Source organism: Kluyvera sichuanensis (genome assembly GCF_040930405.1).
Taxonomy (GTDB): Bacteria; Pseudomonadota; Gammaproteobacteria; order Enterobacterales; family Enterobacteriaceae; genus Kluyvera; species Kluyvera sichuanensis.
On the sequence record NZ_CP162271.1, the window covers coordinates 4,000,586 to 4,024,061 of the forward strand.

The window sequence follows — 23,476 nt, forward strand, 5'->3', positions numbered from 1 at the left end:
ATGCATGTTTCTATCGACGACTTAATATATTGCGACAGGGTGCTCGCTCTGTGTAAATCGCAATGAAATGGTTTAAGCGTGATAGCAACAGGTATTGCGGAAAGTGTTCCATTTTCCGGTCAACAAAATAGTGTTGCACAAACTGTCTGCCAATGGACAGATGCGTCGACTTGTCAGCGAGCTGAGGAACCCTATGGTTTACTCCTATACCGAGAAAAAACGTATTCGTAAGGATTTTGGTAAACGTCCACAAGTTCTGGATGTCCCATATCTCCTTTCTATCCAGCTTGACTCGTTCCAGAAGTTTATCGAGCAAGATCCTGAAGGTCAGTATGGTCTGGAAGCTGCTTTCCGTTCCGTATTCCCTATTAAAAGCTACAGCGGTAACTCCGAGCTGCAATACGTCAGCTACCGTCTGGGCGAACCTGTCTTTGACGTTCAGGAATGTCAGATCCGTGGCGTGACCTATTCCGCACCGCTGCGCGTGAAACTGCGTCTGGTGATCTACGAGCGCGAAGCGCCGGAAGGCACCGTAAAAGACATTAAAGAACAAGAAGTCTACATGGGCGAAATTCCGCTCATGACCGACAACGGTACCTTTGTTATCAACGGTACTGAGCGTGTTATCGTTTCTCAGCTGCACCGTAGCCCAGGCGTCTTCTTTGACTCCGATAAAGGTAAAACCCACTCTTCGGGTAAAGTGCTGTATAACGCGCGCATCATTCCTTACCGTGGTTCCTGGCTGGACTTCGAATTCGATCCGAAGGACAACCTGTTCGTACGTATCGACCGTCGCCGTAAACTGCCTGCGACCATTATTCTGCGTGCGCTGAACTACACCACTGAGCAGATCCTTGACCTGTTCTTTGAGAAAGTTGTTTTCGAAATTCGTGACAACAAGCTGCAGATGGAACTGATTCCAGAACGTCTGCGTGGCGAAACCGCGTCCTTCGACATCGAAGCGAACGGTAAAGTGTACGTTGAAAAAGGCCGCCGTATTACTGCGCGCCACATTCGCCAGCTGGAAAAAGACGATATCAAACATATCGAAGTTCCGGTTGAGTACATCGCTGGCAAAGTCGCTTCTAAAGACTACGTTGACGAATCTACTGGCGAGCTGATCTGCGCAGCTAACATGGAGCTGAGCCTGGATCTGCTGGCTAAGCTGAGCCAGTCTGGCCACAAGCGTATCGAAACGCTGTTCACTAACGATCTGGACCACGGTGCATACATTTCTGAAACTGTACGCGTCGACCCAACCAACGATCGTCTGAGCGCGCTGGTAGAAATCTACCGCATGATGCGCCCTGGTGAGCCGCCAACTCGTGAAGCTGCTGAAAGCCTGTTCGAGAACCTGTTCTTCTCCGAAGACCGCTATGACCTGTCTGCGGTTGGTCGTATGAAGTTCAACCGTTCTCTGCTGCGCGACGAGATCGAAGGTTCCGGTATCCTGAGCAAAGACGACATCATCGAAGTGATGAAGAAGCTCATCGATATCCGTAACGGTAAAGGCGAAGTGGATGATATCGACCACCTCGGCAACCGTCGTATCCGTTCCGTAGGCGAAATGGCGGAAAACCAATTCCGCGTTGGCCTGGTACGTGTTGAGCGTGCGGTGAAAGAGCGTCTGTCTCTGGGCGATCTGGATACCCTGATGCCTCAGGATATGATCAACGCCAAGCCGATTTCTGCAGCAGTGAAAGAGTTCTTTGGTTCCAGCCAGCTGTCTCAGTTTATGGACCAGAACAACCCGCTGTCTGAGATTACGCACAAACGTCGTATCTCCGCACTCGGCCCGGGCGGTCTGACTCGTGAACGTGCAGGCTTCGAAGTTCGAGACGTACACCCGACTCACTACGGTCGCGTATGTCCAATCGAAACGCCTGAAGGTCCAAACATCGGTCTGATCAACTCCCTGTCCGTGTACGCACAGACTAACGAATACGGTTTCCTCGAGACGCCGTACCGTAAAGTGACCGACGGTGTTGTAACCGATGAAATTCATTACCTGTCTGCTATCGAAGAAGGCAACTACGTTATCGCTCAGGCGAACTCCAACCTGGATGACGAAGGCCACTTTGTAGAAGATCTGGTTACCTGCCGTAGCAAAGGCGAATCCAGCTTGTTCAGCCGCGACCAGGTTGACTACATGGACGTATCCACCCAGCAGGTGGTATCCGTCGGTGCGTCCCTGATCCCGTTCCTGGAACACGATGACGCCAACCGTGCATTGATGGGTGCGAACATGCAACGTCAGGCCGTTCCAACTCTGCGTGCTGATAAGCCGCTGGTTGGTACCGGTATGGAACGTGCTGTTGCCGTTGACTCCGGTGTTACTGCAGTTGCTAAGCGTGGCGGTACCGTTCAGTACGTCGACGCATCCCGTATCGTTATCAAAGTTAACGAAGACGAGATGTATCCGGGCGAAGCGGGTATCGACATCTACAACCTGACCAAATACACCCGTTCTAACCAGAACACCTGTATTAACCAGATGCCTTGCGTGTCTCTGGGTGAGCCAATCGAGCGCGGCGACGTGCTGGCAGATGGCCCGTCCACCGACCTGGGTGAACTGGCGCTGGGTCAGAACATGCGCGTGGCATTCATGCCATGGAACGGTTACAACTTCGAAGACTCCATCCTCGTATCCGAGCGTGTTGTTCAGGAAGACCGTTTCACCACCATCCACATTCAGGAACTGGCATGTGTGTCCCGTGACACCAAGCTGGGGCCAGAAGAGATCACCGCTGACATCCCTAACGTGGGTGAAGCTGCGCTCTCCAAACTGGATGAATCCGGTATCGTTTACATTGGTGCAGAAGTGACCGGTGGCGACATTCTGGTTGGTAAGGTAACGCCGAAAGGTGAAACCCAGCTGACGCCAGAAGAGAAGCTGCTGCGTGCGATCTTCGGTGAGAAAGCGTCTGACGTTAAAGACTCTTCTCTGCGCGTACCAAACAGCGTTTCCGGTACTGTTATCGACGTTCAGGTCTTTACTCGCGATGGCGTAGAAAAAGACAAACGTGCGCTGGAAATCGAAGAGATGCAGCTGAAGCAGGCTAAGAAAGACCTGTCTGAAGAACTGCAGATCCTCGAAGCTGGCCTGTTCAGCCGTATCTACGCTGTGCTGGTTGCCGGTGGTGTCGAAGCTGAGAAGCTGGACAAACTGCCTCGCGATCGCTGGCTGGAACTCGGTCTGACCGACGAAGAGAAACAGAATCAGCTGGAACAGCTTGCTGAGCAGTACGACGAGCTGAAACACGAGTTCGAGAAAAAACTCGAAGCGAAACGCCGCAAAATCACCCAAGGCGACGATCTGGCACCGGGCGTGCTGAAGATTGTTAAGGTATACCTGGCCGTTAAACGCCGTATCCAGCCTGGTGACAAAATGGCAGGTCGTCACGGTAACAAGGGTGTAATTTCTAAGATCAACCCGATCGAAGATATGCCGCACGATGCTAACGGTACGCCGGTAGATATCGTACTGAACCCGCTGGGCGTACCATCGCGTATGAACATCGGTCAGATCCTTGAAACCCACCTGGGTATGGCTGCGAAAGGTATCGGCGATAAGATCAACGCCATGCTGAAACAGCAGCAAGAAGTCGCGAAACTGCGCGAGTTCATCCAGCGTGCTTACGATCTGGGCTCTGATGTTCGTCAGAAAGTTGACCTGAACACCTTCACCGATGATGAAGTGCTGCGCCTGGCAGAAAACCTGAAGAAAGGTATGCCAATCGCAACGCCAGTATTCGACGGTGCAAAAGAAGCGGAAATTAAAGAACTGCTGCAACTGGGCGGTCTGCCATCTTCTGGTCAGATTACCCTGTTCGACGGCCGTACCGGTGAACAGTTCGAGCGTCAGGTAACCGTAGGTTACATGTACATGCTGAAACTGAACCACCTGGTCGACGACAAGATGCACGCGCGTTCTACCGGTTCTTACAGCCTGGTTACTCAGCAGCCGCTGGGTGGTAAGGCTCAGTTCGGTGGTCAGCGCTTCGGGGAGATGGAAGTGTGGGCGCTGGAAGCATACGGCGCCGCCTACACCCTGCAGGAAATGCTCACCGTTAAGTCTGATGACGTGAACGGCCGTACTAAGATGTATAAGAACATCGTAGATGGCAACCATCAGATGGAACCGGGCATGCCGGAATCCTTCAACGTACTGTTGAAAGAAATCCGCTCGCTGGGCATCAACATCGAACTGGAAGACGAGTAATCCTCGCTCAAACAGGTCACTGCTGCCGGGGTCATTCCCGGCAGTGGATTGTGCTAACTCCGACGGGAGCAAATCCGTGAAAGATTTATTAAAGTTTCTGAAAGCGCAGACTAAAACCGAAGAGTTTGATGCGATCAAAATTGCTCTGGCCTCGCCAGACATGATCCGTTCATGGTCTTTCGGTGAAGTTAAAAAGCCGGAAACCATTAACTACCGTACGTTCAAACCTGAGCGTGACGGCCTTTTCTGCGCCCGTATCTTTGGGCCAGTAAAAGATTACGAGTGCCTGTGCGGTAAGTACAAGCGCCTGAAACACCGCGGTGTGATCTGTGAGAAGTGCGGCGTTGAAGTGACCCAGACCAAAGTGCGTCGTGAGCGCATGGGCCACATCGAGCTGGCATGCCCAACTGCCCACATCTGGTTCCTGAAATCGCTGCCGTCCCGTATCGGTCTGCTGCTCGATATGCCTCTGCGCGATATCGAACGCGTACTGTACTTCGAATCTTATGTTGTTATCGAAGGCGGTATGACCAACCTGGAACGTCAACAGATCCTGACTGAAGAGCAGTATCTGGACGCGCTGGAAGAGTTCGGTGATGAATTCGACGCGAAGATGGGTGCGGAAGCTATCCAGGCCCTGCTGAAAAGCATGGATCTGGAGCAAGAGTGTGAAACTCTGCGTGAAGAGCTGAACGAAACCAACTCCGAAACCAAGCGTAAAAAGCTGACCAAGCGTATCAAGCTGCTGGAAGCGTTCGTACAGTCTGGCAACAAGCCAGAGTGGATGATCCTGACCGTTCTGCCGGTTCTGCCGCCAGATCTGCGTCCGCTGGTACCGCTGGATGGTGGTCGTTTCGCGACTTCTGACCTGAACGATCTGTATCGTCGCGTCATTAACCGTAACAACCGTCTGAAGCGTCTGCTGGATCTGGCTGCGCCAGATATCATCGTACGCAACGAAAAACGTATGCTGCAGGAAGCGGTTGACGCCCTGCTGGATAACGGTCGTCGCGGTCGTGCGATCACCGGTTCTAACAAACGTCCTCTGAAATCTTTGGCCGACATGATCAAAGGTAAGCAGGGTCGTTTCCGTCAGAACCTGCTCGGTAAGCGTGTTGACTACTCCGGTCGTTCTGTCATCACCGTAGGTCCATACCTGCGTCTGCATCAGTGCGGCCTGCCTAAGAAAATGGCACTGGAGCTGTTCAAACCATTCATCTACGGCAAACTGGAACTGCGTGGCCTCGCCACCACCATCAAAGCCGCTAAGAAAATGGTTGAGCGCGAAGAAGCTGTCGTTTGGGATATCCTGGACGAAGTTATCCGCGAACACCCGGTTATGCTGAACCGTGCACCAACACTGCACCGTCTGGGCATCCAGGCGTTTGAGCCAGTACTGATCGAAGGTAAAGCTATCCAGCTGCACCCGCTGGTTTGTGCGGCATACAACGCCGACTTCGATGGTGACCAGATGGCTGTTCACGTACCGCTGACGCTGGAAGCCCAGTTGGAAGCGCGTGCGCTGATGATGTCTACCAACAACATCCTGTCCCCAGCGAACGGCGAACCAATCATCGTTCCTTCTCAGGACGTTGTATTGGGTCTGTACTACATGACTCGTGACTGTGTTAACGCCAAAGGCGAAGGCATGGTGCTGACTGGCCCTAAAGAAGCTGAGCGTATCTATCGCGCAGGTCTGGCCTCTCTGCATGCGCGCGTTAAAGTGCGTATCACCGAGTACGAAAAAGATGAAAACGGCGAATTCGTTGCGCACACCAGCCTGAAAGACACGACCGTTGGCCGTGCCATTCTGTGGATGATCGTACCGAAAGGTCTGCCTTACTCCATCGTCAACCAGGCGCTGGGTAAGAAAGCTATCTCCAAAATGCTGAACACCTGTTACCGCATTCTGGGCCTGAAGCCGACCGTTATCTTCGCTGACCAGACCATGTACACCGGCTTTGCTTACGCAGCGCGCTCAGGCGCCTCTGTCGGCATCGACGACATGGTTATCCCAGAGAAGAAATACGAAATCATCAGCGAAGCGGAAGCTGAAGTTGCTGAGATTCAGGAGCAGTTCCAGTCTGGTCTGGTAACCGCTGGCGAACGCTACAACAAAGTTATCGATATCTGGGCTGCGGCGAACGATCGTGTATCCAAAGCGATGATGGATAACCTGCAAACTGAAACCGTCATTAACCGTGAAGGTAAAGAAGAGCAGCAGGTTTCCTTCAACAGCATCTACATGATGGCCGACTCCGGTGCGCGTGGTTCTGCAGCACAGATTCGTCAGCTGGCAGGTATGCGTGGTCTGATGGCTAAGCCAGATGGCTCCATCATCGAAACGCCAATCACCGCGAACTTCCGTGAAGGTCTGAACGTACTCCAGTACTTCATCTCCACTCACGGTGCTCGTAAAGGTCTGGCGGATACCGCACTGAAAACTGCGAACTCCGGTTACCTGACTCGTCGTCTGGTTGACGTGGCACAGGACCTGGTTGTTACTGAAGACGACTGTGGCACCCTGGAAGGCATCACCATGACCCCGGTTATCGAGGGTGGTGACGTTAAAGAGCCACTGCGCGATCGCGTACTGGGTCGTGTGACTGCTGAAGACGTTCTGAAGCCGGGCACCGCGGACATTCTGGTTCCACGTAACACGCTGCTGAACGAGCAGTGGTGTGATCTGTTGGAAGAGAACTCCGTTGACTCCGTGAAAGTGCGTTCCGTTGTATCCTGTGACACCGACTTTGGTGTATGTGCGCACTGCTACGGTCGTGACCTGGCGCGTGGCCACATCATCAACAAAGGTGAGGCTATCGGCGTTATCGCTGCACAGTCCATCGGTGAACCTGGTACACAGCTGACGATGCGTACGTTCCACATCGGTGGTGCGGCATCTCGTGCGGCTGCTGAATCCAGCATTCAGGTTAAGAACAAAGGTAGCATCAAGCTCAGCAACGCGAAGTCGGTTGTGAACTCCAGCGGTAAACTGGTTATCACCTCCCGTAACACCGAGCTGAAACTGATCGACGAATTCGGTCGTACCAAAGAAAGCTATAAAGTGCCTTACGGCTCCGTTATGGCTAAAGGTGATGGCGAGCAGGTTGCCGGCGGTGAAACCGTTGCAAACTGGGATCCACACACCATGCCGGTTATCACCGAAGTAAGTGGTTTCATCCGCTTCACTGACATGATCGACGGCCAGACCATTACTCGTCAAACTGACGAACTGACCGGTCTGTCTTCTCTGGTTGTTCTTGACTCTGCTGAACGTACCACTGGTGGTAAAGACCTGCGTCCAGCACTGAAAATTGTTGATGCTCAGGGCAACGACGTTCTGATCCCAGGCACCGATATGCCTGCTCAGTACTTCCTGCCGGGTAAAGCGATTGTTCAGCTGGAAGATGGTACTCAGATTCACTCTGGTGACGCGCTGGCGCGTATTCCTCAGGAATCCAGTGGTACTAAGGATATTACCGGTGGTCTGCCACGCGTTGCGGATCTGTTCGAAGCACGTCGTCCGAAAGAGCCGGCAATCCTGGCTGAAATCAGCGGCATCATTTCCTTCGGTAAAGAAACCAAAGGGAAACGTCGTCTGGTTATCACCCCGTTAGACGGTAGCGATCCATACGAAGAGATGATTCCAAAATGGCGTCAGCTCAACGTGTTCGAAGGCGAACGTGTAGAACGTGGTGACGTGGTTTCCGATGGTCCAGAAGCGCCGCACGACATCCTGCGTCTTCGTGGCGTACACGCGGTAACGCGTTACATCACCAACGAAGTACAGGACGTTTACCGTCTGCAAGGCGTTAAGATTAACGATAAGCACATTGAAGTTATCGTTCGTCAGATGCTGCGTAAAGCGACCATCGAAAGTGCTGGTAGCTCCGACTTCCTGGAAGGCGAGCAGGTTGAATACTCCCGCGTCAAGATTGCTAACCGCGATCTGGAAGCGAACGGCAAAGTGGCGGCAACGTATTCCCGCGACCTGCTGGGTATCACCAAAGCGTCTCTGGCAACCGAATCGTTCATCTCTGCAGCATCGTTCCAGGAGACTACACGTGTCCTGACCGAAGCAGCCGTTGCGGGTAAACGCGACGAACTGCGTGGCCTGAAAGAGAACGTTATCGTGGGTCGTCTGATCCCTGCGGGTACCGGTTATGCGTACCATCAGGATCGCATCCGTCGCCGCGCGGCGGGCGAAGTTTCTGTAGCACCTCAGGTGAGTGCAGAAGAAGCGACCGCGAGCCTGGCGGAACTGCTGAACGCAGGTCTGGGTGGTTCTGATAACGACTAATCGTTAAATTAGAGGGGGAAGTGCTTAAAGCACTTCCCCTTTTACTTTGTACCGGCGTTGATTCGTTAGGATACTGAACTACAGGGAAGGATATGCCTGTTATTATTTCATTACTATATCTGGTGATCGGTTTTTTTATATTTACCAGGAAAATTAAATTATCAAAATTAATTTCTACATTTTTATTATTTCTTTCTTTATATATTCTACCGCAACACTCATTTTTGATATTGATTTATACGCTCATAATTATTATTGTTACGCTGTTTTTTTATAGATTAACGCTAGACCTGACGAGAAAAGAAACCCTCTATTTTTCGATGCCATGCTGGTTCGTTGTGCTGTCTATTGTTCTAAATGTATTTTATAGATAAACTGTTTTACAGTTATCTATTTTGTTTTTCTCATTATATCTAAGAATTCATTCTCACTAGAGATGTAAATTAATTGACCTGTTTTTGCATTGTATTTTGCCATCGAACACGGGACGTCTGTATCTCCATAACCCATCAGGAATTTTGCACTGATATTGCGGTATAGATTGACGCTAGGAATGGGATCTCTGCCAAAGGTATAGGGGGTAGGTAAACTTGCTTTGTGCTTGCTGGAAAACCATTTTGGTAGCTTAGAACCAAACCCATCAATGGGCGTGATAAAGGTTGAAAAGCCTGAATATTCCAGGTTAAAAATTATTTTTCCATCAGTTTTTTTCTTTCTATTATATCGATTCCAAATGTAATTTTAAATTTATCCCATATCTCAAGTTGACTATAATCTATTGGCTCACCTTTATATAAAGCTTGTTGTTCATACATCAGATGATAGACTTGTTTTAGCACCTGTATTCCTGCAGGACCAATTGTATTAGCAAGGGTTGGTAGTCCAGATTTACTATAGATAGACTCTTTAATGAAAAATATATCGGTACCTTTAAAATAAGCCATGCCTTTTCCTTTATGTTGAATGCTTTGACGGCATGATAAAGGAGTAAGCTTGATTATTGAAAGTTTTCTTCCGGACGTTTTTAAATTATATAAACCTATTTAGAATAGGCATTATGTTATGTAGCAATTACATCATCCCCGGCAAGCTTAACTTGCCGGGGATGAGCGATTGACTTAGCTAACCAGTGGAATACGGCGATACAGTTCAATCATGTCGGTCGCCAGATCCTGGATAACCATCGCGTTCATCAGGTGGTCCTGAGAGTGAACGGTGATCAGATTGACCGGCAGTTTACCCGTGCCTTCGTCAATGCCGATAAGCTGGGTCTGGATACCATGGGCCAGTTTGACGAACTCGCGAGACTCTTCCATCGCTTTTTCCGCGCCCTCAAAGTCACCTTTGCGAGCCAGCTGCAGCGCAGTTAATGCTGAACTACGTGCGGCACCGGCGTTCACCAGCAGCTCCATGATGATTGATTCTAAATCTTCCACGTCTTTCTCACTCCATTAACTTAAGGGCTTTCTCAAGCACAACATCGCCTTTCATCATGCCGTAGTCCATCATATCGATGACGGCGACCGTTTTACCCAGTGGGTCAGCCAAAGCCTGCAGCTTAGCTTGTTCATACTTCACCTGCGGACCTAATAGTACGATGTCCGCATCGTTAAGATTTGCTTTAAATTCGGCCACCGGTACGGCTTTAATTGAGACTTCAATTCCTTTTTTCTGTGCCGCATCCTTCATACGTTGGACCAACATGCTGGTGGACATACCTGCAGCGCAGCATAAAACGATATTCTTCATAATGCTCCCTCATGACCCGTGATGACTCATGTTTATCGCGAGCTGAAACGTTCAACAACTGCTTTACGATGATTGTGTGTAAGCCATCACAAAGATCGGCCCAAAAAACTGAAACCGGTTACAGTTTGCATGATTTAGCGTGCAAAAAATGAGGAAGGATAGGTAGCCCGGCTGAGCAATGTGACGCCGGGATTTTGCACCGCGCCGCCCCGGAGTCGGTGCGGCTGCACCTCGTCCGGGCTACACAAGAGTGGGTTATGCGTCGTGAGTCGTTCGCAGGATGCGGTTTTTCCCCTGGCGCTTGGCTTTATAAAGCGCCTCGTCGACGCTCGATACCAGATGGTCCAGCGTCTCCATGTGCCATTCGCCGAGCCCGGCGCTGAAGGTGACATGCAGCCCTTCTTCACGCCAGTTTCTATTGGCAACATTCATCCGCCATAGCTCGAGTAGCGCTGCCGCCTCGGCAATATGTTCCGCGGTGAAAATAACCGCGAACTCCTCGCCGCCGTAGCGGTAGAGCGACAGCCCGTGTGCCTGGAGAATCGTTATTCCTTCGCGGGCCACGTTGCGCAGCACAATATCGCCGCTGAGGTGACCCCAGGTATCATTGATGGATTTGAAGTTGTCGATATCGACCAGCGCCAGCGCGAACGACTGTCGGTCGTTCATCAAGGCGGTAATGTCGGTATCAAAGGCCCAGCGGTTTTTACAGCCGGTCAGTGAGTCAACGGTCGCCTGGCGTACATAGGCCTGCTCACGCTCTTTGTTGGTTTCAATCGCCTTATGCAGCATCACCTCAAGGCCGGGCGCACGGTTGGTATCGCCGGTTTTGATGGCATTAATAATGTTCATCAGAATACCGCGGGAAGCATGACGCAAATACAGGCCGAAGGTGATGATGATAAGACCGGCCAGCGCGAAGCCCCAGGAGATGATGATGCTCTCATGCTGTGCCAACACGCTGAGCGTATGTCCGGAGACTTTGTAGATGACGAACCAGTCAGGATTGGTGAACGAATAGTAGTAATACCAGGTCCGGCTCTGCTTATCGAATACCTCGCCTTCGCCAGCTGTCATGCTGGTCAGCAGCTGTGAAGAAACGACCGTCTGGAAGAGTTTGCCGGTGTCGGAGTGCAGCAGCGCCTGACCCTGACGGTTCACCACGAAGAAATCCCCCTGTACCGGCGGACGCATCTGGCGCAGGGTGTGGCTCATGGCGGCCAGGTCAAAATGGAAGGCCAGCGTTCCCTTCAGCTTGCCGTCGGGGGAGATGACCGGCTTCGCCAGCGTCACGGTCTGCTGCTGGGTATAGAAATCGGTGTACGGCTGCGTATAGCGGCTGAAAATACCGACATCACCCTGATGGACGAACCAGGGGCGGGTGGTCGCATCAAAGACCGGAGCGTTCTGCCGCTGCACCGCCTGCGGCGCACGCAGATAGTGACCTTCGGTATCGGCGACAGAGAGTGAAGAAACCGTTGGCATCATCGACAGCAACTGCATCATCGATTGCAGCCCTTTCTCAGGATCGAGATTCACCACCTTGTTCAGCTCGTCGTTGCGGGCCAAATAGTTCGTGGCGCGTCCCAGAATATAATCATTTTCGTTGAGAATAGATTCGGCGTAGTTGACCGCCAGGTTGTGGGTGAAGTTGCGGTTGATACTATGATAATCGCGAATAATATCGTTGCGCTGGATGATGGTTACCAGAATGGCAATAGCGATAAAGCACAGAATAATGCCAGCAAAACTGATAAAGATCGGGGTAGTAAACGACAGCCGTCTGCTGTGAGAACTCATCATGGTTTCCATTCCTGGGAGAGATTGCAGAAGACCAGAACCAGAGCGAGTTGGTACTGCAATTTAACACACATATTTATGACTCAATAATTATACTTTATTGGCGTAAAGATGAATATTTGTTCTAAATATATAGATTAAATCGCTATTACAAGTCGGTTTTAATGAAACAATATTTCGTTAAAATCTGAAAGAGGGCAGCGAAAAAACAGGCTGCCCTGAAGAAGTATAGCTGACGTTTAGCGGGCTGCGCTGCGTCCCAGCCAGCTATCCCAATCTTTCCATACCGGCTGCAGGCCGCGAGCGGCTAGCGCACTGGCCACTTCGGCAGGCGTTCTGGCATCGTGCGGGGAGAACTGCTCCAGTTCCGGGCGATTGTCGGCGTAGCCGCCGGGCTGGGTTTTCGAGAATGCGCTGACGTTATTGATAGCCAGCGGAATAACCCGATCCCGGAACCACGGTGATTCGCGGGTGGAGAGCGACAGTTCGGTCTCCGGAGAGAACAGACGGAACGCGCAGATTGTCTGCACCAGCTGGCGTTCATCCATCAGCGATGCAGGCTCAATGCCGCCTGCACACGGGCGCAGCCGTGGGAAGGAGATAGAGTAACGGCTTTGCCAGTAGCGCTGCTGCAGCCACAGCAGATGTTCGGCAACCATAAAGCAGTCGACCCGCCAGCTATCGGAAAGGCCAATCAGCGCGCCGAGGCCAATTTTATCGATCCCGGCTTGCCCCAGACGGTCCGGCGTGTCGAGCCGCCAGAAGAAGTCCTGTTTTTTGCCTTTCAGATGGTGCTGCGCGTACATCGCTTCATGGTAGGTCTCCTGGTAGACCATCACCCCATCCAGCCCCAGGGTTTTTAGCTCGGCATACTCTTCGGTCGCCAGCGGCTGCACTTCCATATGCAACGAGGCAAACTGCTGGCGAATGTCCGGCAGGTGACGACGGAAGTAGTCCATGCCGACCTTTCCCTGATGCTCGCCGGTGACCAGCAGGAGATGCTCAAAGCCCATCTCGCGTATCGCTCCGCACTCGCGGGCAATTTCTGCTTCATCCAGCGTCTTGCGCTTGATGCGGTTACTCATAGAGAAGCCGCAGTAGGTGCAGTCGTTGGCGCAGAGATTCGAGAGATAAAGCGGCACGTAGAAGCTGACGGTATTGCCGAAGCGCTGGCGGGTGAGCTTTTGCGCCCGCTGGGCCAGCGGCTCCAGATAGTCGGCGGCAGCAGGGGAGAGCAGGGCCATCAGATCGTCGCGGCTAAGCTGTGAAGCGCCGAGCGCCCGTTCCACGTCGGCGGCGGTTTTGCCGTTGATGCGTAAACGGATGTCGTCCCACTCCAGCTGCCGCCAGCGGTCGCTGAACGTTTTCATGCCAGCGCCTCCAGAAAACCGGTTAATGGGCTGGTGGCGCTGGCCTGCGTGCTACGGTTTCCCGGCACCGCCTGACGCGCCAGCAGCCCGGCTTCTACCGCCAGACGGAAGGCGGTTGCCATGGTGACCGGGTCGTCGGCCACGGCAATGGCCGTGTTGACCAGCACCGCATCGGCGCCCATCTCCAGCGCCTGCGCCGCATGGCTAGGCACACCGATTCCGGCATCCACCACCACCGGCACGGTGGCCTGCTGGATGATAATCTCCAGCATGGCCCTGGTCTCCAGCCCCTGATTAGAGCCGATAGGCGCGCCAAGCGGCATCACCGCCGCGCAGCCCACCTCTTCCAGCCGCTTACACAGCACCGGGTCAGCGCCGCAGTATGGCAGCACCACAAAGCCCTGCTTTACCAGCGCTTCGGCAGCTTTCAGCGTTTCAATCGGGTCTGGTAGCAGCCAGCGGGCGTCGGGGTGAATTTCGAGCTTCAGCCAGTTTGTCCCCAGCGCTTCACGCGCTAGCTGGGCGGCAAAGATAGCCTCCTCAGCGGTTTTTGCCCCCGAGGTGTTGGGCAGCAGCGTTACGCCCGCGTCAACCAGCGGGGCGAGAATCGCGTCGTTGTGCTGACGTAAATCCACCCGCTTCATCGCCAGCGTCACCAGTTGGCTGCCGGAAGCGCGAATGGCCTCGACCATCAGTTGTGACGAGGCAAATTTCCCGGTACCGGTGAACAGATGTGAATCAAACGTTTTGTCCGCAATACGTAACATATCAACCCCCTGCGATAACCTGAAAAAGCAGGATCTGGTCGCCTTCCTGCACGATGTGCTGCTGCCACTGGTCGCGTGGCAGAATCTGTTGGTTCAGCGCCAGTGCGGTGCCCGGTTTAAGCTGATTAAGCTGGACGAGCAGTTCGCTGACGGTTTGCCCCTCGGCGCATTGCATCGCTTCATCATTGAACTGAATCTGCATGTCGCCCTCCGCATACCGGGCAGCCCTGGGCGCGACGCAGCGCGAGGCTGCGCCACTGGCTGGTTTTGCCATCGAACAGACGCAGTTCACCGCTCGGCGTGTCGATGCCGCTCAACAGCTTGATGGCTTCCAGCGCCTGCAACGTACCCATCACACCAACCACAGGGCCGACGATGCCCGCGGTGCGGCAGTTACGCTCCGGCTCCGCATCGTCCGGCCACAGGCAGCGGTAGCATCCTTGCTCCCATGGCGGCGTCAGCACCATGATCTGGCCGCCAAAGCCGACGGCGCTGGCGGTGATAAGCGGCGTATTGAGCGCCACGCAGGCGGCGTTGATCGCCTGACGTGTTGCCATGTTGTCGGTACAGTCGAGCACCACGTCGGCGCGTGATACCGCGTGGCGTAGCGCATCGCCGGTCAGCCGTTGCTGTAGCGCCACCAGGTCAATATCTGGATTAAGTCGCGCCAGCCGCTGTTGAGTGACCTGCGATTTTGAGCGGGCAATATCGTCGGTGGTGAACAGGATTTGCCGTTGCAGATTACTGAGGTGTACCTCGTCGTCGTCTGCCAGCGTCAGCGTGCCGACGCCCGCCCCCGCCAGATACAGCGCGGCAGGCGAGCCCAGCCCGCCTAAACCGACGATCAGCACATGGCTACCGAGCAGTTTTTGCTGGCCATCAATAGCGATATCGCCCAGCAGGATCTGCCGGCTATAGCGCATAAAGTCGCGGTCATTCATCGCCCACTCCTGCGATAGCCAGCAGTTGTGCCGTGGCTTCACGCCAGTCCGCCGCCTGGGTGATGGCGCTGACTACGGCAATGCTGCCCACGCCGGTCGCCAGCACGTCAGGCGCACGCGCAAGACTGATGCCGCCGATAGCGACGGTCGGGTAATCAGCCAGACGCGCAATATGGCCTGCCAACTGCGTCAGCCCCTGCGGCGCGGAGGGCATCTGCTTGGTTTGGGTGGGGAAGACGTGGCCCAGTGCGATATACGACGGTCGAGCGGCGAGCGCCACGTCAATCTCCATATCGTCGTGGGTCGATACGCCAAGGCGGAGGCCCGCGGCCTGAATGGCTTTCAGGTCCGTGGTTTCCAGATCCTCCTGGCCCAGATGCACCCCGTAGGCGCGGTGCTTGATAGCCAATCGCCAGTAGTCGTTGATAAACAAGCGGGCGTCATAGCGTCGGCCCAGCGCGATGGCGGCCATCACGTCCGCTTCAACCTCGTCGTCGCGCTTGTCTTTGATTCGCAGTTGAATGGTACGTACGCCAGCTTCCAGCAGGCGTTCAATCCACATCACGCTGTCCACCACCGGATAAAGTCCGAGGCGGAACGGTACCGTTGGGAAATCGGGCTGGTACATCAGGCCTCCTCGCGTTTCAGGTAAATTTCACCGCCTTTGGCGCGGAAGTTCTCTGACATATCCGCCATGCCCACTTCAATCGTCTGGGCGGCGGCGTAGTCGCGTACTTCCTGGCTGATTTTCATCGAGCAGAATTTCGGCCCGCACATGGAACAGAAGTGGGCGACTTTGCCGGATTCCTGCGGCAGGGTTTCATCGTGATAGGCACGGGCGGTGAACGGGTCGAGCGCGAGGTTGAACTGATCTTCCCAGCGGAATTCGAAGCGCGCTTTTGACATGGCGTTATCGCGGATCTGCGCGCCCGGATGTCCTTTCGCCAGGTCGGCGGCGTGGGCGGCAATTTTGTAGGTAATCAGCCCCTGCTTCACATCCTCTTTGTTTGGCAGGCCGAGGTGCTCTTTTGGCGTAACGTAGCAGAGCATCGCGCAGCCAAACCAGCCAATCATCGCCGCGCCAATGCCGGAGGTGAAGTGGTCATAGCCCGGTGCGATGTCGGTGGTCAACGGCCCTAAGGTGTAAAACGGCGCTTCGTGGCAATGCTCCAGCTCTTCGGTCATGTTGCGCTGAATCATCTGCATCGGCACGTGGCCCGGGCCTTCAATCATCACCTGCACATCGTACTCCCAGGCGATTTTGGTCAGTTCGCCCAGCGTGTGCAGCTCGGAGAACTGCGCTTCGTCATTGGCATCCTGAATTGAGCCCGGGCGCAGACCGTCGCCCAGCGACAGTGATACGTCATAGGCGGCACAGATTTCACAGATTTCACGGAAGTGCTGATAGAGGAAGTTTTCCTGATGATGGGAGAGACACCATTTCGCCATGATGGAGCCGCCACGGGAAACGATGCCGGTCAAACGTTTGGCGGTCATCGGCACGTAGCGCAGCAGCACGCCCGCGTGGATGGTGAAGTAGTCGACGCCCTGTTCGGCCTGCTCCAGCAGCGTATCGCGGAAAGCTTCCCAGGTCAGATCTTCAGCGATCCCGTTGACCTTCTCCAGCGCCTGGTAGATCGGCACGGTGCCGATCGGAACCGGGCTGTTACGCAGGATCCATTCGCGGGTTTCGTGGATATAGCGGCCGGTCGACAGGTCCATCACCGTATCCGCGCCCCAACGGGTGGACCACACCAGTTTTTCCACTTCCTCTTCAATGGAGGAGGTCACCGCCGAGTTACCGATATTGGCGTTCACCTTCACGAGGAAGTTGCGGCCGATGATCATCGGCTCGGATTCCGGGTGGTTGATGTTGGCAGGAATGATGGCGCGCCCGGCGGCGACTTCATCACGCACGAATTCCGGCGTGATGTTCTCCGGCAGGCGTGCGCCGAAGGCCATGCCAGGGTGCTGGTGGCGCAATACTTCGCTGCGAATGCGCTCGCGGCCCATGTTTTCACGAATGGCGATGAACTCCATTTCCGGCGTCACAATCCCCTGACGGGCATAGTGCAGCTGAGTGACGCATTTATCTGCTTTGGCACGCTTCGGCGTCAACAGGCCGCTGAAACGCAGATCGTCCAGCCCATCATCGGCCAGGCGCTCTTTGGTGTAGGCGGAGCTGCGGTCATCCAGCTCTTCGCTGTCGTCGCGAGCGACAATCCACGGTTGGCGCAGCTTGGCCAGCCCCTGCTGGACGTTAATCGCGACGTCCGGGTCGCCGTAGGGGCCGGACGTGTCGTACACCGGTACCGCTTCGTTCGCTTCGAACTGTGGATTCTCTTTGTTGCCGCCAATTAGCGTAGGGCTCAGCTGAATTTCACGCATCGGAATGCGGATATCCGGCTGCGAACCGGTGATGTAGATACGTTGGGAGTTCGGGAACGCGGTGCCTTCCAGGGTATCGATAAAGTGTTGGGCCTGGGCGCGCTGTTCGCGGCGAGAGGGTTTAGTAGTGACAGACATAGCTCATTCCAAATAAAAGTAAGGACATGGCTTGTCAGACGACGGATGAAGCAAGAGAGAAGATCGCCCTTGGGCGATGCGACTATAGATTGACTCTTGTTCCCTTCGCAGGTCTTAACCTGATCAGGTTCCGCGGATCCCGAATTAACGGTCTCAGCCCGTGCTTGCGCACTGGGCACTCCGACAAGAAGTAACCTCAGATGATGAGAGGTAATGAATGTAAACTACTCGTTAATGCGGCAAATCTCAAGCCGGGCGTTTTATTTCGTCCTCGCCGAGCGCCTCGAAGGTCAGCATGATGAGCTGGTCTTCCAACAGAAAACGGGCCTCCAGCGCTTCACCGATATCGGACAGCGCCTGCTGGAAGGCATACACGTTATCCTGGTCGATAGCGTTCTCCAGCGTAGAGTCGTAGTAGTCCATAATTTGTTGGGTATTGGCGTCCAGCAGCGGCCAGATTTTGCTGGCGTTTAAAAGCGGACTGTTGCCTTCCATTTTATGGATAATGCGTTCATAAATACTGAAATGACCGGCGGACAGATAGTCGACCAGGCGCTGGCAAAAATCATCGAGCGCTTTCTCGTTAAGACGCATGAACGAATCTTTGCCAGGCTTAAGGCCAACCAGATTGTAGTAAGCCACGAGCAGGTGCTTACGAATATTCAGCCAGCGGTCGACCAGTCTGTGGTGTCCTTTTACACGCTCTGTCAGGCTCTCTAACTGGTTTAACATAGGTTGACCCCCGCATCAGTAAGTTTAAAATCTGCTCACGTCAATATGTAAACATTATGTTAATAAAATGCCTATGAACCGAAGGTAGCGCAAGAGATATGGATCGTATAATTGAAAAATTGGATCGCGGCTGGTGGATAGTCAGCCACGAACAAAAATTATGGTTGCCCGGTGGGGAATTACCATATGGCGAAGCGGTAAATTTCGATCTTGTGGGTCAGCCCGCACTCCAGATTGGTGAGTGGGAAGGTGACCCGGTTTGGCTGGTACAGCAGCCGCGTCGCCACGATATGGGCACCGTGCGTCAGGTTCTCGACCAGGACGTGGGCCTGTTCCAGCTTGCCGGGCGCGGCGTGCAGTTGGCAGAGTTTTACCGCTCGCACAAATTCTGCGGCTACTGCGGCCATACCATGCACCCGAGCAAAACCGAATGGGCGATGCTGTGCAGCCACTGCCGTGAGCGCTACTACCCGCAGATAGCGCCGTGCATTATCGTCGCCATTCGCCGCGATGATTCAATCCTCCTTGCCCAACACGTTCGCCATCGCAACGGCGTGCATACCGTGCTGGCCGGTTTTGTCGAAGTGGGCGAAACCTTAGAGCAGGCGGTGGCGCGTGAAGTGATGGAAGAGAGCGGCATTAAGGTGAAGAACCTGCGCTACGTCACCTCCCAGCCGTGGCCGTTCCCGCAATCGCTGATGACCGCCTTTATGGCGGAGTACGACAGCGGCGACATTGTTATCGATCCCAAAGAGCTGCTTAACGCCAACTGGTATCGCTACGACGATCTCCCGCTTCTGCCGCCGCCGGGCACCGTGGCGCGTCGTCTGATCGAAGATACCGTGGCAATGTGTCGGGCTGAATACGACTGACATGTTACAATAGGCGCATCAACGCTAAAGGAATGTAAACATGAGCGAACTGAAGAACGATCGTTATCTGCGTGCGCTGCTGCGCCAGCCCGTAGACGTGACCCCGGTATGGATGATGCGCCAGGCAGGCCGCTATTTGCCGGAGTACAAGGCAACCCGCGCCCATGCCGGTGATTTTATGTCGCTGTGCAAAAACGCCGAGCTGGCCTGTGAAGTGACGCTGCAGCCGCTGCGCCGCTTCCCGCTTGATGCGGCGATCCTCTTCTCGGATATCCTGACCATTCCGGATGCGATGGGGCTGGGACTCTATTTTGAAGCCGGGGAAGGCCCGCGCTTTACCTCGCCAATCACCAGCAAAGCGGATGTAGAAAAGCTGCCGATTCCGGACCCGGAAGGTGAGCTGGGCTACGTGATGAACGCGGTGCGCACCATTCGCCGTGAACTAAAGGGCGAAGTGCCGTTGATTGGTTTCTCCGGCAGCCCGTGGACGCTCGCGACCTATATGGTGGAAGGCGGCAGCAGCAAAGCCTTTACCACTATCAAAAAGATGATGTACGCCGACCCTAAAGCGTTGCACCTCCTGCTTGATAAGCTGGCGCAGAGCGTCACGCTGTACCTCAACGCGCAGATTAAAGCCGGCGCGCAGTCGGTGATGATTTTCGATACCTGGGGCGGTGTGCTGACCGGTCGCGACTATCAGCAGTTCTCGCTGTACTACATGCACAAAATCGTTGATGGTCTGCTGCGTGAAAACGACGGTCGCCGCGTGCCGGTGACGCTGTTCACCAAAGGCGGCGGTCAGTGGCTGGAAGCAATGGCGGAAACCGGCTGCGATGCGCTGGGCCTCGACTGGACCACCGATATCGCCGATGCGCGCCGTCGCGTAGGCCATAAAGTGGCTCTGCAGGGCAATATGGACCCGTCCATGCTCTATGCGCCTGCGGCGCGCATTGAAGAAGAAGTGGCGACGATTCTGGCCGGTTTTGGTCAGGGCGAAGGCCACGTCTTCAACCTCGGCCACGGCATTCATCAGGACGTGCCGCCGGAACATGCGGGTGTCTTCGTTGAAGCGGTGCACCGTCTGTCGGCGCAGTATCACCGCTAAGGGCGTCACGTGGATCTCGCGTCGCTGCGCGCGCAGCAACTGGAGTTGGCCTCATCGGTGATCCGTGAGGATCGTTTCAACAGCGATCCGCCGGATCTGATCGGCGGCGCCGACGTTGGTTTTGAGCAGGGTGGCGAAGTGACGCGAGCGGCGATGGTCTTGCTGAAATATCCGTCGCTGGAGCTGGTTGAGTATCAGGTGGCGCGTATCGCCACCACCATGCCCTATATTCCCGGTTTTCTCTCCTTTCGCGAAACCCCGGCGCTGATGGCCGCGTGGCAGCAGCTTTCGCGCAAACCCGGTCTGCTGTTCGTCGACGGTCACGGTATTTCCCATCCGCGTCGTTTGGGCGTCGCCAGCCATTTTGGCCTGCTGGTGGACGTGCCGACCATCGGCGTGGCGAAAAAACGGCTGTGTGGCAAGTTTGAGCCCCTCTCGCCAGAGGTTGGTGCGCTGGCACCGCTGATGGACAAAAACGAGCAACTGGCGTGGGTGTGGCGCAGCAAAGCGCGCTGTAACCCACTGTTTATCTCCACGGGCCATCGCGTCAGCCTCGAGAGCGCTTTAGGCTGGGTGCAGCGCTGTACCCAGGGTTACCGGCTGCCGGAGCCAACGCGCTGGGCAGACGCCGTGGCCTCAGAGCGCCCGGCTTTTATGCGGCTTGCAGCAAAACCGCCCCATATCGGGTAAACTGCGTCTAATTTCCGTATTCGAGAACTCATCATGTTACAAAACCCGATTCATCTGCGTCTGGAGAAGCTGGAAAGCTGGCAGCACGTCACCTTTATGGCCTGTCTTTGCGAACGCATGTACCCAAACTATGCCATGTTCTGCAAAGAGTCGGAATTTGGTGAGCCACAGCTGTACCGTCGTATCCTCGACCTCATCTGGGAAACCCTGACGGTCAAAGACGCGAAGGTAAACTTCGACAGCCAGCTGGAAAAACTGGAAGAGGCGATCCCGGCAGCCGACGATTACGATATGTACGGCGTTTATCCAGCGATCGATGCCTGCGTGGCATTAAGTGAATTAATTCACTCCCGCCTGAGCGGTGAAACCCTCGAGCACGCGATCGAAGTTAGTAAGAGTTCTATTACCTCCGTGGCGATGCTGGAAATGACCCAGGCTGGTCGCGAAATGACCGATGAAGAGCTGCGTCTGAACCCTGCGGTAGAGCAAGAATGGGACATTCAGTGGGAGATTTTCCGCCTTTTAGCCGAGTGCGAAGAACGGGATATTGAACTGATTAAAGGGCTACGCGCAGACCTCCGCGAGGCCGGTGAGAGCAATATTGGTATAATTTTTCAGCAATGAGACAACAAAACGTGATTTACCGCCTGAATTGTCACGCCTGAAGGCTTCACATCTGCCCCCCGTCTGGTCTACATTTGGAGGGCGAAAAAAAGTGGCTATCGGTGCGTGTATGCAGGAGAGTGCTTTTATGGCATTTTCGTCGCACTCGATGCTTAGCAAGCGATAAACACATTGTAAGGATAACTTATGAACAAGACTCAACTGATTGATGTAATTGCGGACAAGGCTGAACTGTCTAAAACCCAGGCTAAAGCTGCACTGGAATCCACCCTGGCTGCTATTACTGAGTCTCTGAAAGAAGGTGATGCTGTACAACTGGTTGGTTTCGGTACCTTCAAAGTGAACCACCGCGCTGAGCGTACTGGCCGCAACCCGCAGACCGGTAAAGAAATCAAAATCGCCGCAGCTAACGTGCCGGCATTTGTTTCTGGCAAAGCACTGAAAGACGCAGTTAAGTAAGACCGCGTGGCAGTGAACAGTTTTAAAGAAGGGGCGGTTTCGCCCCTTTCGTTCATCTGGTGCCGTTTATCGGCGCTGGCTGGCGTACTGTTGCTCACTGCCTGCAGCCATAACAGCACGCTACCGCCTTTCACCGCCAGCGGCTATGCTGACACGCAGGGTGCGGTTCGCATCTGGCGTAAAGATAGCGGCGGCGAGACCCATCTCTTAACGACGCTAAGTCCGTGGCACAGCGGCAATACCTCGACCAGCGAATACCGTTGGCAGGATGACAAGCTGCAGCTGATTGAACTCAACGTCTACGGTAAACCGTCCGAACATATTCGCGCCCGTTTCGATAGCAACGGCGAGCTGAGCTTTATGCAGCGCGAAACGGATGGGCAGAAACAGCAGCTCTCCAGTGACCAGGTGGCGCTTTACCGCTACCGTGCCGAGCAGATCCGCCAGACCAGCGACGCGCTGCGGCTGGGGAAAGTGGTACTACGTCAGGGGCGCTGGCATGCCGACGGCTCCGTCACCACCTGTGAAGGCGAAACGGTGAAGCCTGATTTTGACTCCCGCGCCCTGGGGCATATTGCGAGCCGCCAGAGCCGTTCATCCGCCGAAGTGAGCATTGCCTGGCTGGAGGCGCCGGAAGGCACTCAGCTCTTGCTGGTGGCGAACGAAGACTACTGCACCTGGCAGCCGACCGAAAAGAACTTCTAGGCCTTACCAGCGGTTCATACCGCCCATGTGACCCCCTCCGTTGTGCCCGCCCTGACAGCCATAGCCCATCCCACCGTGACGGGGGATCCCAGCTTGCGCCATGGCGACATCAAACTTCACCCGCTGATTATCCAGCTTCTGTCGTAGCGTCTCGATCTCCTGCGCCACGCCCTCGATTTTCGCGCTATCCGGTTTATCGGCCGTCAGCAGGGCGTTGTACTCATAGTGCTTAGAGGTGAGCTGTTGTCGCAGCGCGCTGGTCTGGTTGTAAAAATCATCGTGTAGCTTCTGCGCCGTCGCTCGCTGTGCGTCGGTGAGCTGGCTGTAGCCGCCGTTATCACTGTTGTTGCCCCAGTGATGCGGCCCGGCTAACGCAGCCCCGCTGGTGAAGGTGAATGCCGCGGCGGCTAAGAGCGTAAGGGCCAGATTGTTGTTCCGTTTCATGGTTGATTCTCCTGTGGTGTGGTTATCTTAGCTATTGCATCTTCTGTGCCAGACTCACAAACCGCGATAATACAGAGGTTTTCAGGCCACTCGCGGCGGCAGGTGAGTAAAAATGACCCGCGTCAGCCTACCCGGTGGGTTATTTTTACTCGTTGAAGCGGGACGTTTGT

The 23,476-nt window shown here is 54.5% G+C and carries 20 protein-coding genes and 1 riboswitch; of the genes, 8 read left to right on the forward strand and 12 right to left on the reverse strand.

Going from position 1 to position 23,476, the window contains the following annotated elements; translation table 11 throughout:
- Nucleotides 1-193: 193 nt before the first annotated feature.
- On the forward strand, nt 194-4,222 hold the full coding sequence (rpoB, locus tag AB2B48_RS19245; RefSeq protein ID WP_185669940.1) for a DNA-directed RNA polymerase subunit beta: 4,029 nt from the start codon (nt 194-196) through the stop codon (nt 4,220-4,222).
- A gap of 76 nt (nt 4,223-4,298) precedes the next feature.
- Complete coding sequence (gene rpoC, locus AB2B48_RS19250; protein WP_185669939.1) at nt 4,299-8,522, forward strand: DNA-directed RNA polymerase subunit beta'; 4,224 nt, start codon at nt 4,299-4,301, stop codon at nt 8,520-8,522.
- Nucleotides 8,523-9,211: 689 nt separating this feature from the next.
- Here the strand turns inward: rpoC and AB2B48_RS19255 are convergent.
- The 11 genes from AB2B48_RS19255 to rsd form a co-directional block, all read right to left on the reverse strand.
- The gene (locus AB2B48_RS19255; protein ID WP_368299868.1) at nt 9,212-9,466 is read right to left on the reverse strand and encodes a hypothetical protein; all 255 of its coding nucleotides are present in this window, start codon (nt 9,464-9,466) and stop codon (nt 9,212-9,214) included.
- A 174-nt stretch (nt 9,467-9,640) separates the two neighbouring features.
- Nucleotides 9,641-9,958: a PTS lactose/cellobiose transporter subunit IIA gene (locus tag AB2B48_RS19260; protein WP_035895909.1), complete on the reverse strand. Its 318-nt coding sequence runs from the start codon at nt 9,956-9,958 to the stop codon at nt 9,641-9,643.
- Between the two features lie 7 nt (nt 9,959-9,965).
- Nucleotides 9,966-10,271: a PTS sugar transporter subunit IIB gene (locus tag AB2B48_RS19265; RefSeq protein ID WP_185669937.1), complete on the reverse strand. Its 306-nt coding sequence runs from the start codon at nt 10,269-10,271 to the stop codon at nt 9,966-9,968.
- Nucleotides 10,272-10,526: 255 nt separating this feature from the next.
- On the reverse strand, nt 10,527-12,071 hold the full coding sequence (locus AB2B48_RS19270) for a diguanylate cyclase domain-containing protein (protein WP_368301984.1): 1,545 nt from the start codon (nt 12,069-12,071) through the stop codon (nt 10,527-10,529).
- A gap of 239 nt (nt 12,072-12,310) precedes the next feature.
- Nucleotides 12,311-13,441, reverse strand: coding sequence for a 2-iminoacetate synthase ThiH (gene thiH / locus AB2B48_RS19275; RefSeq protein ID WP_368299869.1), 1,131 nt, complete (start codon nt 13,439-13,441; stop codon nt 12,311-12,313).
- Nucleotides 13,438-14,208, reverse strand: coding sequence for a thiazole synthase (thiG, locus tag AB2B48_RS19280; RefSeq protein WP_333500551.1), 771 nt, complete (start codon nt 14,206-14,208; stop codon nt 13,438-13,440). Before thiG ends, thiH begins: the two co-directional genes overlap by 4 nt.
- A gap of 1 nt (nt 14,209) precedes the next feature.
- On the reverse strand, nt 14,210-14,410 hold the full coding sequence (thiS, locus tag AB2B48_RS19285; RefSeq protein WP_185669934.1) for a sulfur carrier protein ThiS: 201 nt from the start codon (nt 14,408-14,410) through the stop codon (nt 14,210-14,212).
- A complete protein-coding gene (gene thiF, locus AB2B48_RS19290; RefSeq protein WP_333497325.1) occupies nt 14,391-15,149 on the reverse strand; it encodes a thiazole biosynthesis adenylyltransferase ThiF in 759 nt (252 codons plus the stop codon). Before thiF ends, thiS begins: the two co-directional genes overlap by 20 nt.
- A complete protein-coding gene (gene thiE, locus AB2B48_RS19295; protein WP_368299871.1) occupies nt 15,142-15,777 on the reverse strand; it encodes a thiamine phosphate synthase in 636 nt (211 codons plus the stop codon). Before thiE ends, thiF begins: the two co-directional genes overlap by 8 nt.
- Nucleotides 15,777-17,675 carry a phosphomethylpyrimidine synthase ThiC gene (gene thiC / locus AB2B48_RS19300; protein ID WP_368299872.1) on the reverse strand — a complete coding sequence of 633 codons (1,899 nt, stop codon included), beginning with the start codon at nt 17,673-17,675 and terminating at the stop codon, nt 15,777-15,779. The genes thiE and thiC overlap by 1 nt, the downstream gene beginning before the upstream one ends.
- A gap of 83 nt (nt 17,676-17,758) precedes the next feature.
- Nucleotides 17,759-17,868, reverse strand: a riboswitch (TPP riboswitch).
- A gap of 53 nt (nt 17,869-17,921) precedes the next feature.
- Complete coding sequence (gene rsd / locus AB2B48_RS19305) at nt 17,922-18,407, reverse strand: sigma D regulator (RefSeq protein WP_368299873.1); 486 nt, start codon at nt 18,405-18,407, stop codon at nt 17,922-17,924.
- Nucleotides 18,408-18,505: 98 nt separating this feature from the next.
- Here rsd and nudC point away from each other — a divergent pair, with 98 nt between their 5' ends.
- From nudC to AB2B48_RS19335, 6 genes are all read left to right on the forward strand, one after another.
- A complete protein-coding gene (gene nudC, locus AB2B48_RS19310; RefSeq protein ID WP_368299875.1) occupies nt 18,506-19,279 on the forward strand; it encodes an NAD(+) diphosphatase in 774 nt (257 codons plus the stop codon).
- 40 nt (nt 19,280-19,319) lie between these two features.
- Entirely contained in the window at nt 19,320-20,384 is a 1,065-nt protein-coding gene (gene hemE, locus AB2B48_RS19315) for a uroporphyrinogen decarboxylase (RefSeq protein WP_185669928.1), read from the forward strand.
- 9 nt (nt 20,385-20,393) lie between these two features.
- Nucleotides 20,394-21,074: a deoxyribonuclease V gene (gene nfi / locus AB2B48_RS19320; RefSeq protein WP_368299876.1), complete on the forward strand. Its 681-nt coding sequence runs from the start codon at nt 20,394-20,396 to the stop codon at nt 21,072-21,074.
- Nucleotides 21,075-21,107: 33 nt separating this feature from the next.
- Nucleotides 21,108-21,698: a YjaG family protein gene (locus tag AB2B48_RS19325; RefSeq protein WP_185669926.1), complete on the forward strand. Its 591-nt coding sequence runs from the start codon at nt 21,108-21,110 to the stop codon at nt 21,696-21,698.
- Nucleotides 21,699-21,884: 186 nt separating this feature from the next.
- Nucleotides 21,885-22,157, forward strand: a complete 273-nt coding sequence (gene hupA, locus AB2B48_RS19330) for a nucleoid-associated protein HU-alpha (protein ID WP_001044509.1) — start codon at nt 21,885-21,887, stop codon at nt 22,155-22,157.
- Between the two features lie 12 nt (nt 22,158-22,169).
- Nucleotides 22,170-22,862, forward strand: a complete 693-nt coding sequence (locus AB2B48_RS19335; RefSeq protein ID WP_368301985.1) for a DUF1481 domain-containing protein — start codon at nt 22,170-22,172, stop codon at nt 22,860-22,862.
- Between the two features lie 3 nt (nt 22,863-22,865).
- Here the strand turns inward: AB2B48_RS19335 and zraP are convergent, their stop codons facing one another.
- Nucleotides 22,866-23,306 (reverse strand): zinc resistance sensor/chaperone ZraP, encoded by a 441-nt coding sequence (zraP, locus tag AB2B48_RS19340; protein WP_368299879.1) that lies wholly within the window; start codon nt 23,304-23,306, stop codon nt 22,866-22,868.
- Between the last annotated feature and the right edge of the window lie 170 nt (nt 23,307-23,476).

Excerpts from the sequence above, each read along its gene's own strand:
- rpoB (WP_185669940.1), top strand. The coding sequence starts at position 194 with ATGGTTTACTCCTATACCGAGAAAAAACGTATTCGTAAGGATTTTGGT.
- AB2B48_RS19255 (WP_368299868.1), bottom strand. The coding sequence starts at position 9,466 with ATGGCTTATTTTAAAGGTACCGATATATTTTTCATTAAAGAGTCTATC.
- AB2B48_RS19265 (WP_185669937.1), bottom strand. The coding sequence starts at position 10,271 with ATGAAGAATATCGTTTTATGCTGCGCTGCAGGTATGTCCACCAGCATG.
- AB2B48_RS19270 (WP_368301984.1), bottom strand. The coding sequence starts at position 12,071 with ATGAGTTCTCACAGCAGACGGCTGTCGTTTACTACCCCGATCTTTATC.
- thiH (WP_368299869.1), bottom strand. The coding sequence starts at position 13,441 with ATGAAAACGTTCAGCGACCGCTGGCGGCAGCTGGAGTGGGACGACATC.
- thiG (WP_333500551.1), bottom strand. The coding sequence starts at position 14,208 with ATGTTACGTATTGCGGACAAAACGTTTGATTCACATCTGTTCACCGGT.
- thiS (WP_185669934.1), bottom strand. The coding sequence starts at position 14,410 with ATGCAGATTCAGTTCAATGATGAAGCGATGCAATGCGCCGAGGGGCAA.
- thiF (WP_333497325.1), bottom strand. The coding sequence starts at position 15,149 with ATGAATGACCGCGACTTTATGCGCTATAGCCGGCAGATCCTGCTGGGC.
- thiE (WP_368299871.1), bottom strand. The coding sequence starts at position 15,777 with ATGTACCAGCCCGATTTCCCAACGGTACCGTTCCGCCTCGGACTTTAT.
- thiC (WP_368299872.1), bottom strand. The coding sequence starts at position 17,675 with ATGTCTGTCACTACTAAACCCTCTCGCCGCGAACAGCGCGCCCAGGCC.
- rsd (WP_368299873.1), bottom strand. The coding sequence starts at position 18,407 with ATGTTAAACCAGTTAGAGAGCCTGACAGAGCGTGTAAAAGGACACCAC.
- nudC (WP_368299875.1), top strand. The coding sequence starts at position 18,506 with ATGGATCGTATAATTGAAAAATTGGATCGCGGCTGGTGGATAGTCAGC.
- hemE (WP_185669928.1), top strand. The coding sequence starts at position 19,320 with ATGAGCGAACTGAAGAACGATCGTTATCTGCGTGCGCTGCTGCGCCAG.
- AB2B48_RS19325 (WP_185669926.1), top strand. The coding sequence starts at position 21,108 with ATGTTACAAAACCCGATTCATCTGCGTCTGGAGAAGCTGGAAAGCTGG.
- hupA (WP_001044509.1), top strand. The coding sequence starts at position 21,885 with ATGAACAAGACTCAACTGATTGATGTAATTGCGGACAAGGCTGAACTG.
- zraP (WP_368299879.1), bottom strand. The coding sequence starts at position 23,306 with ATGAAACGGAACAACAATCTGGCCCTTACGCTCTTAGCCGCCGCGGCA.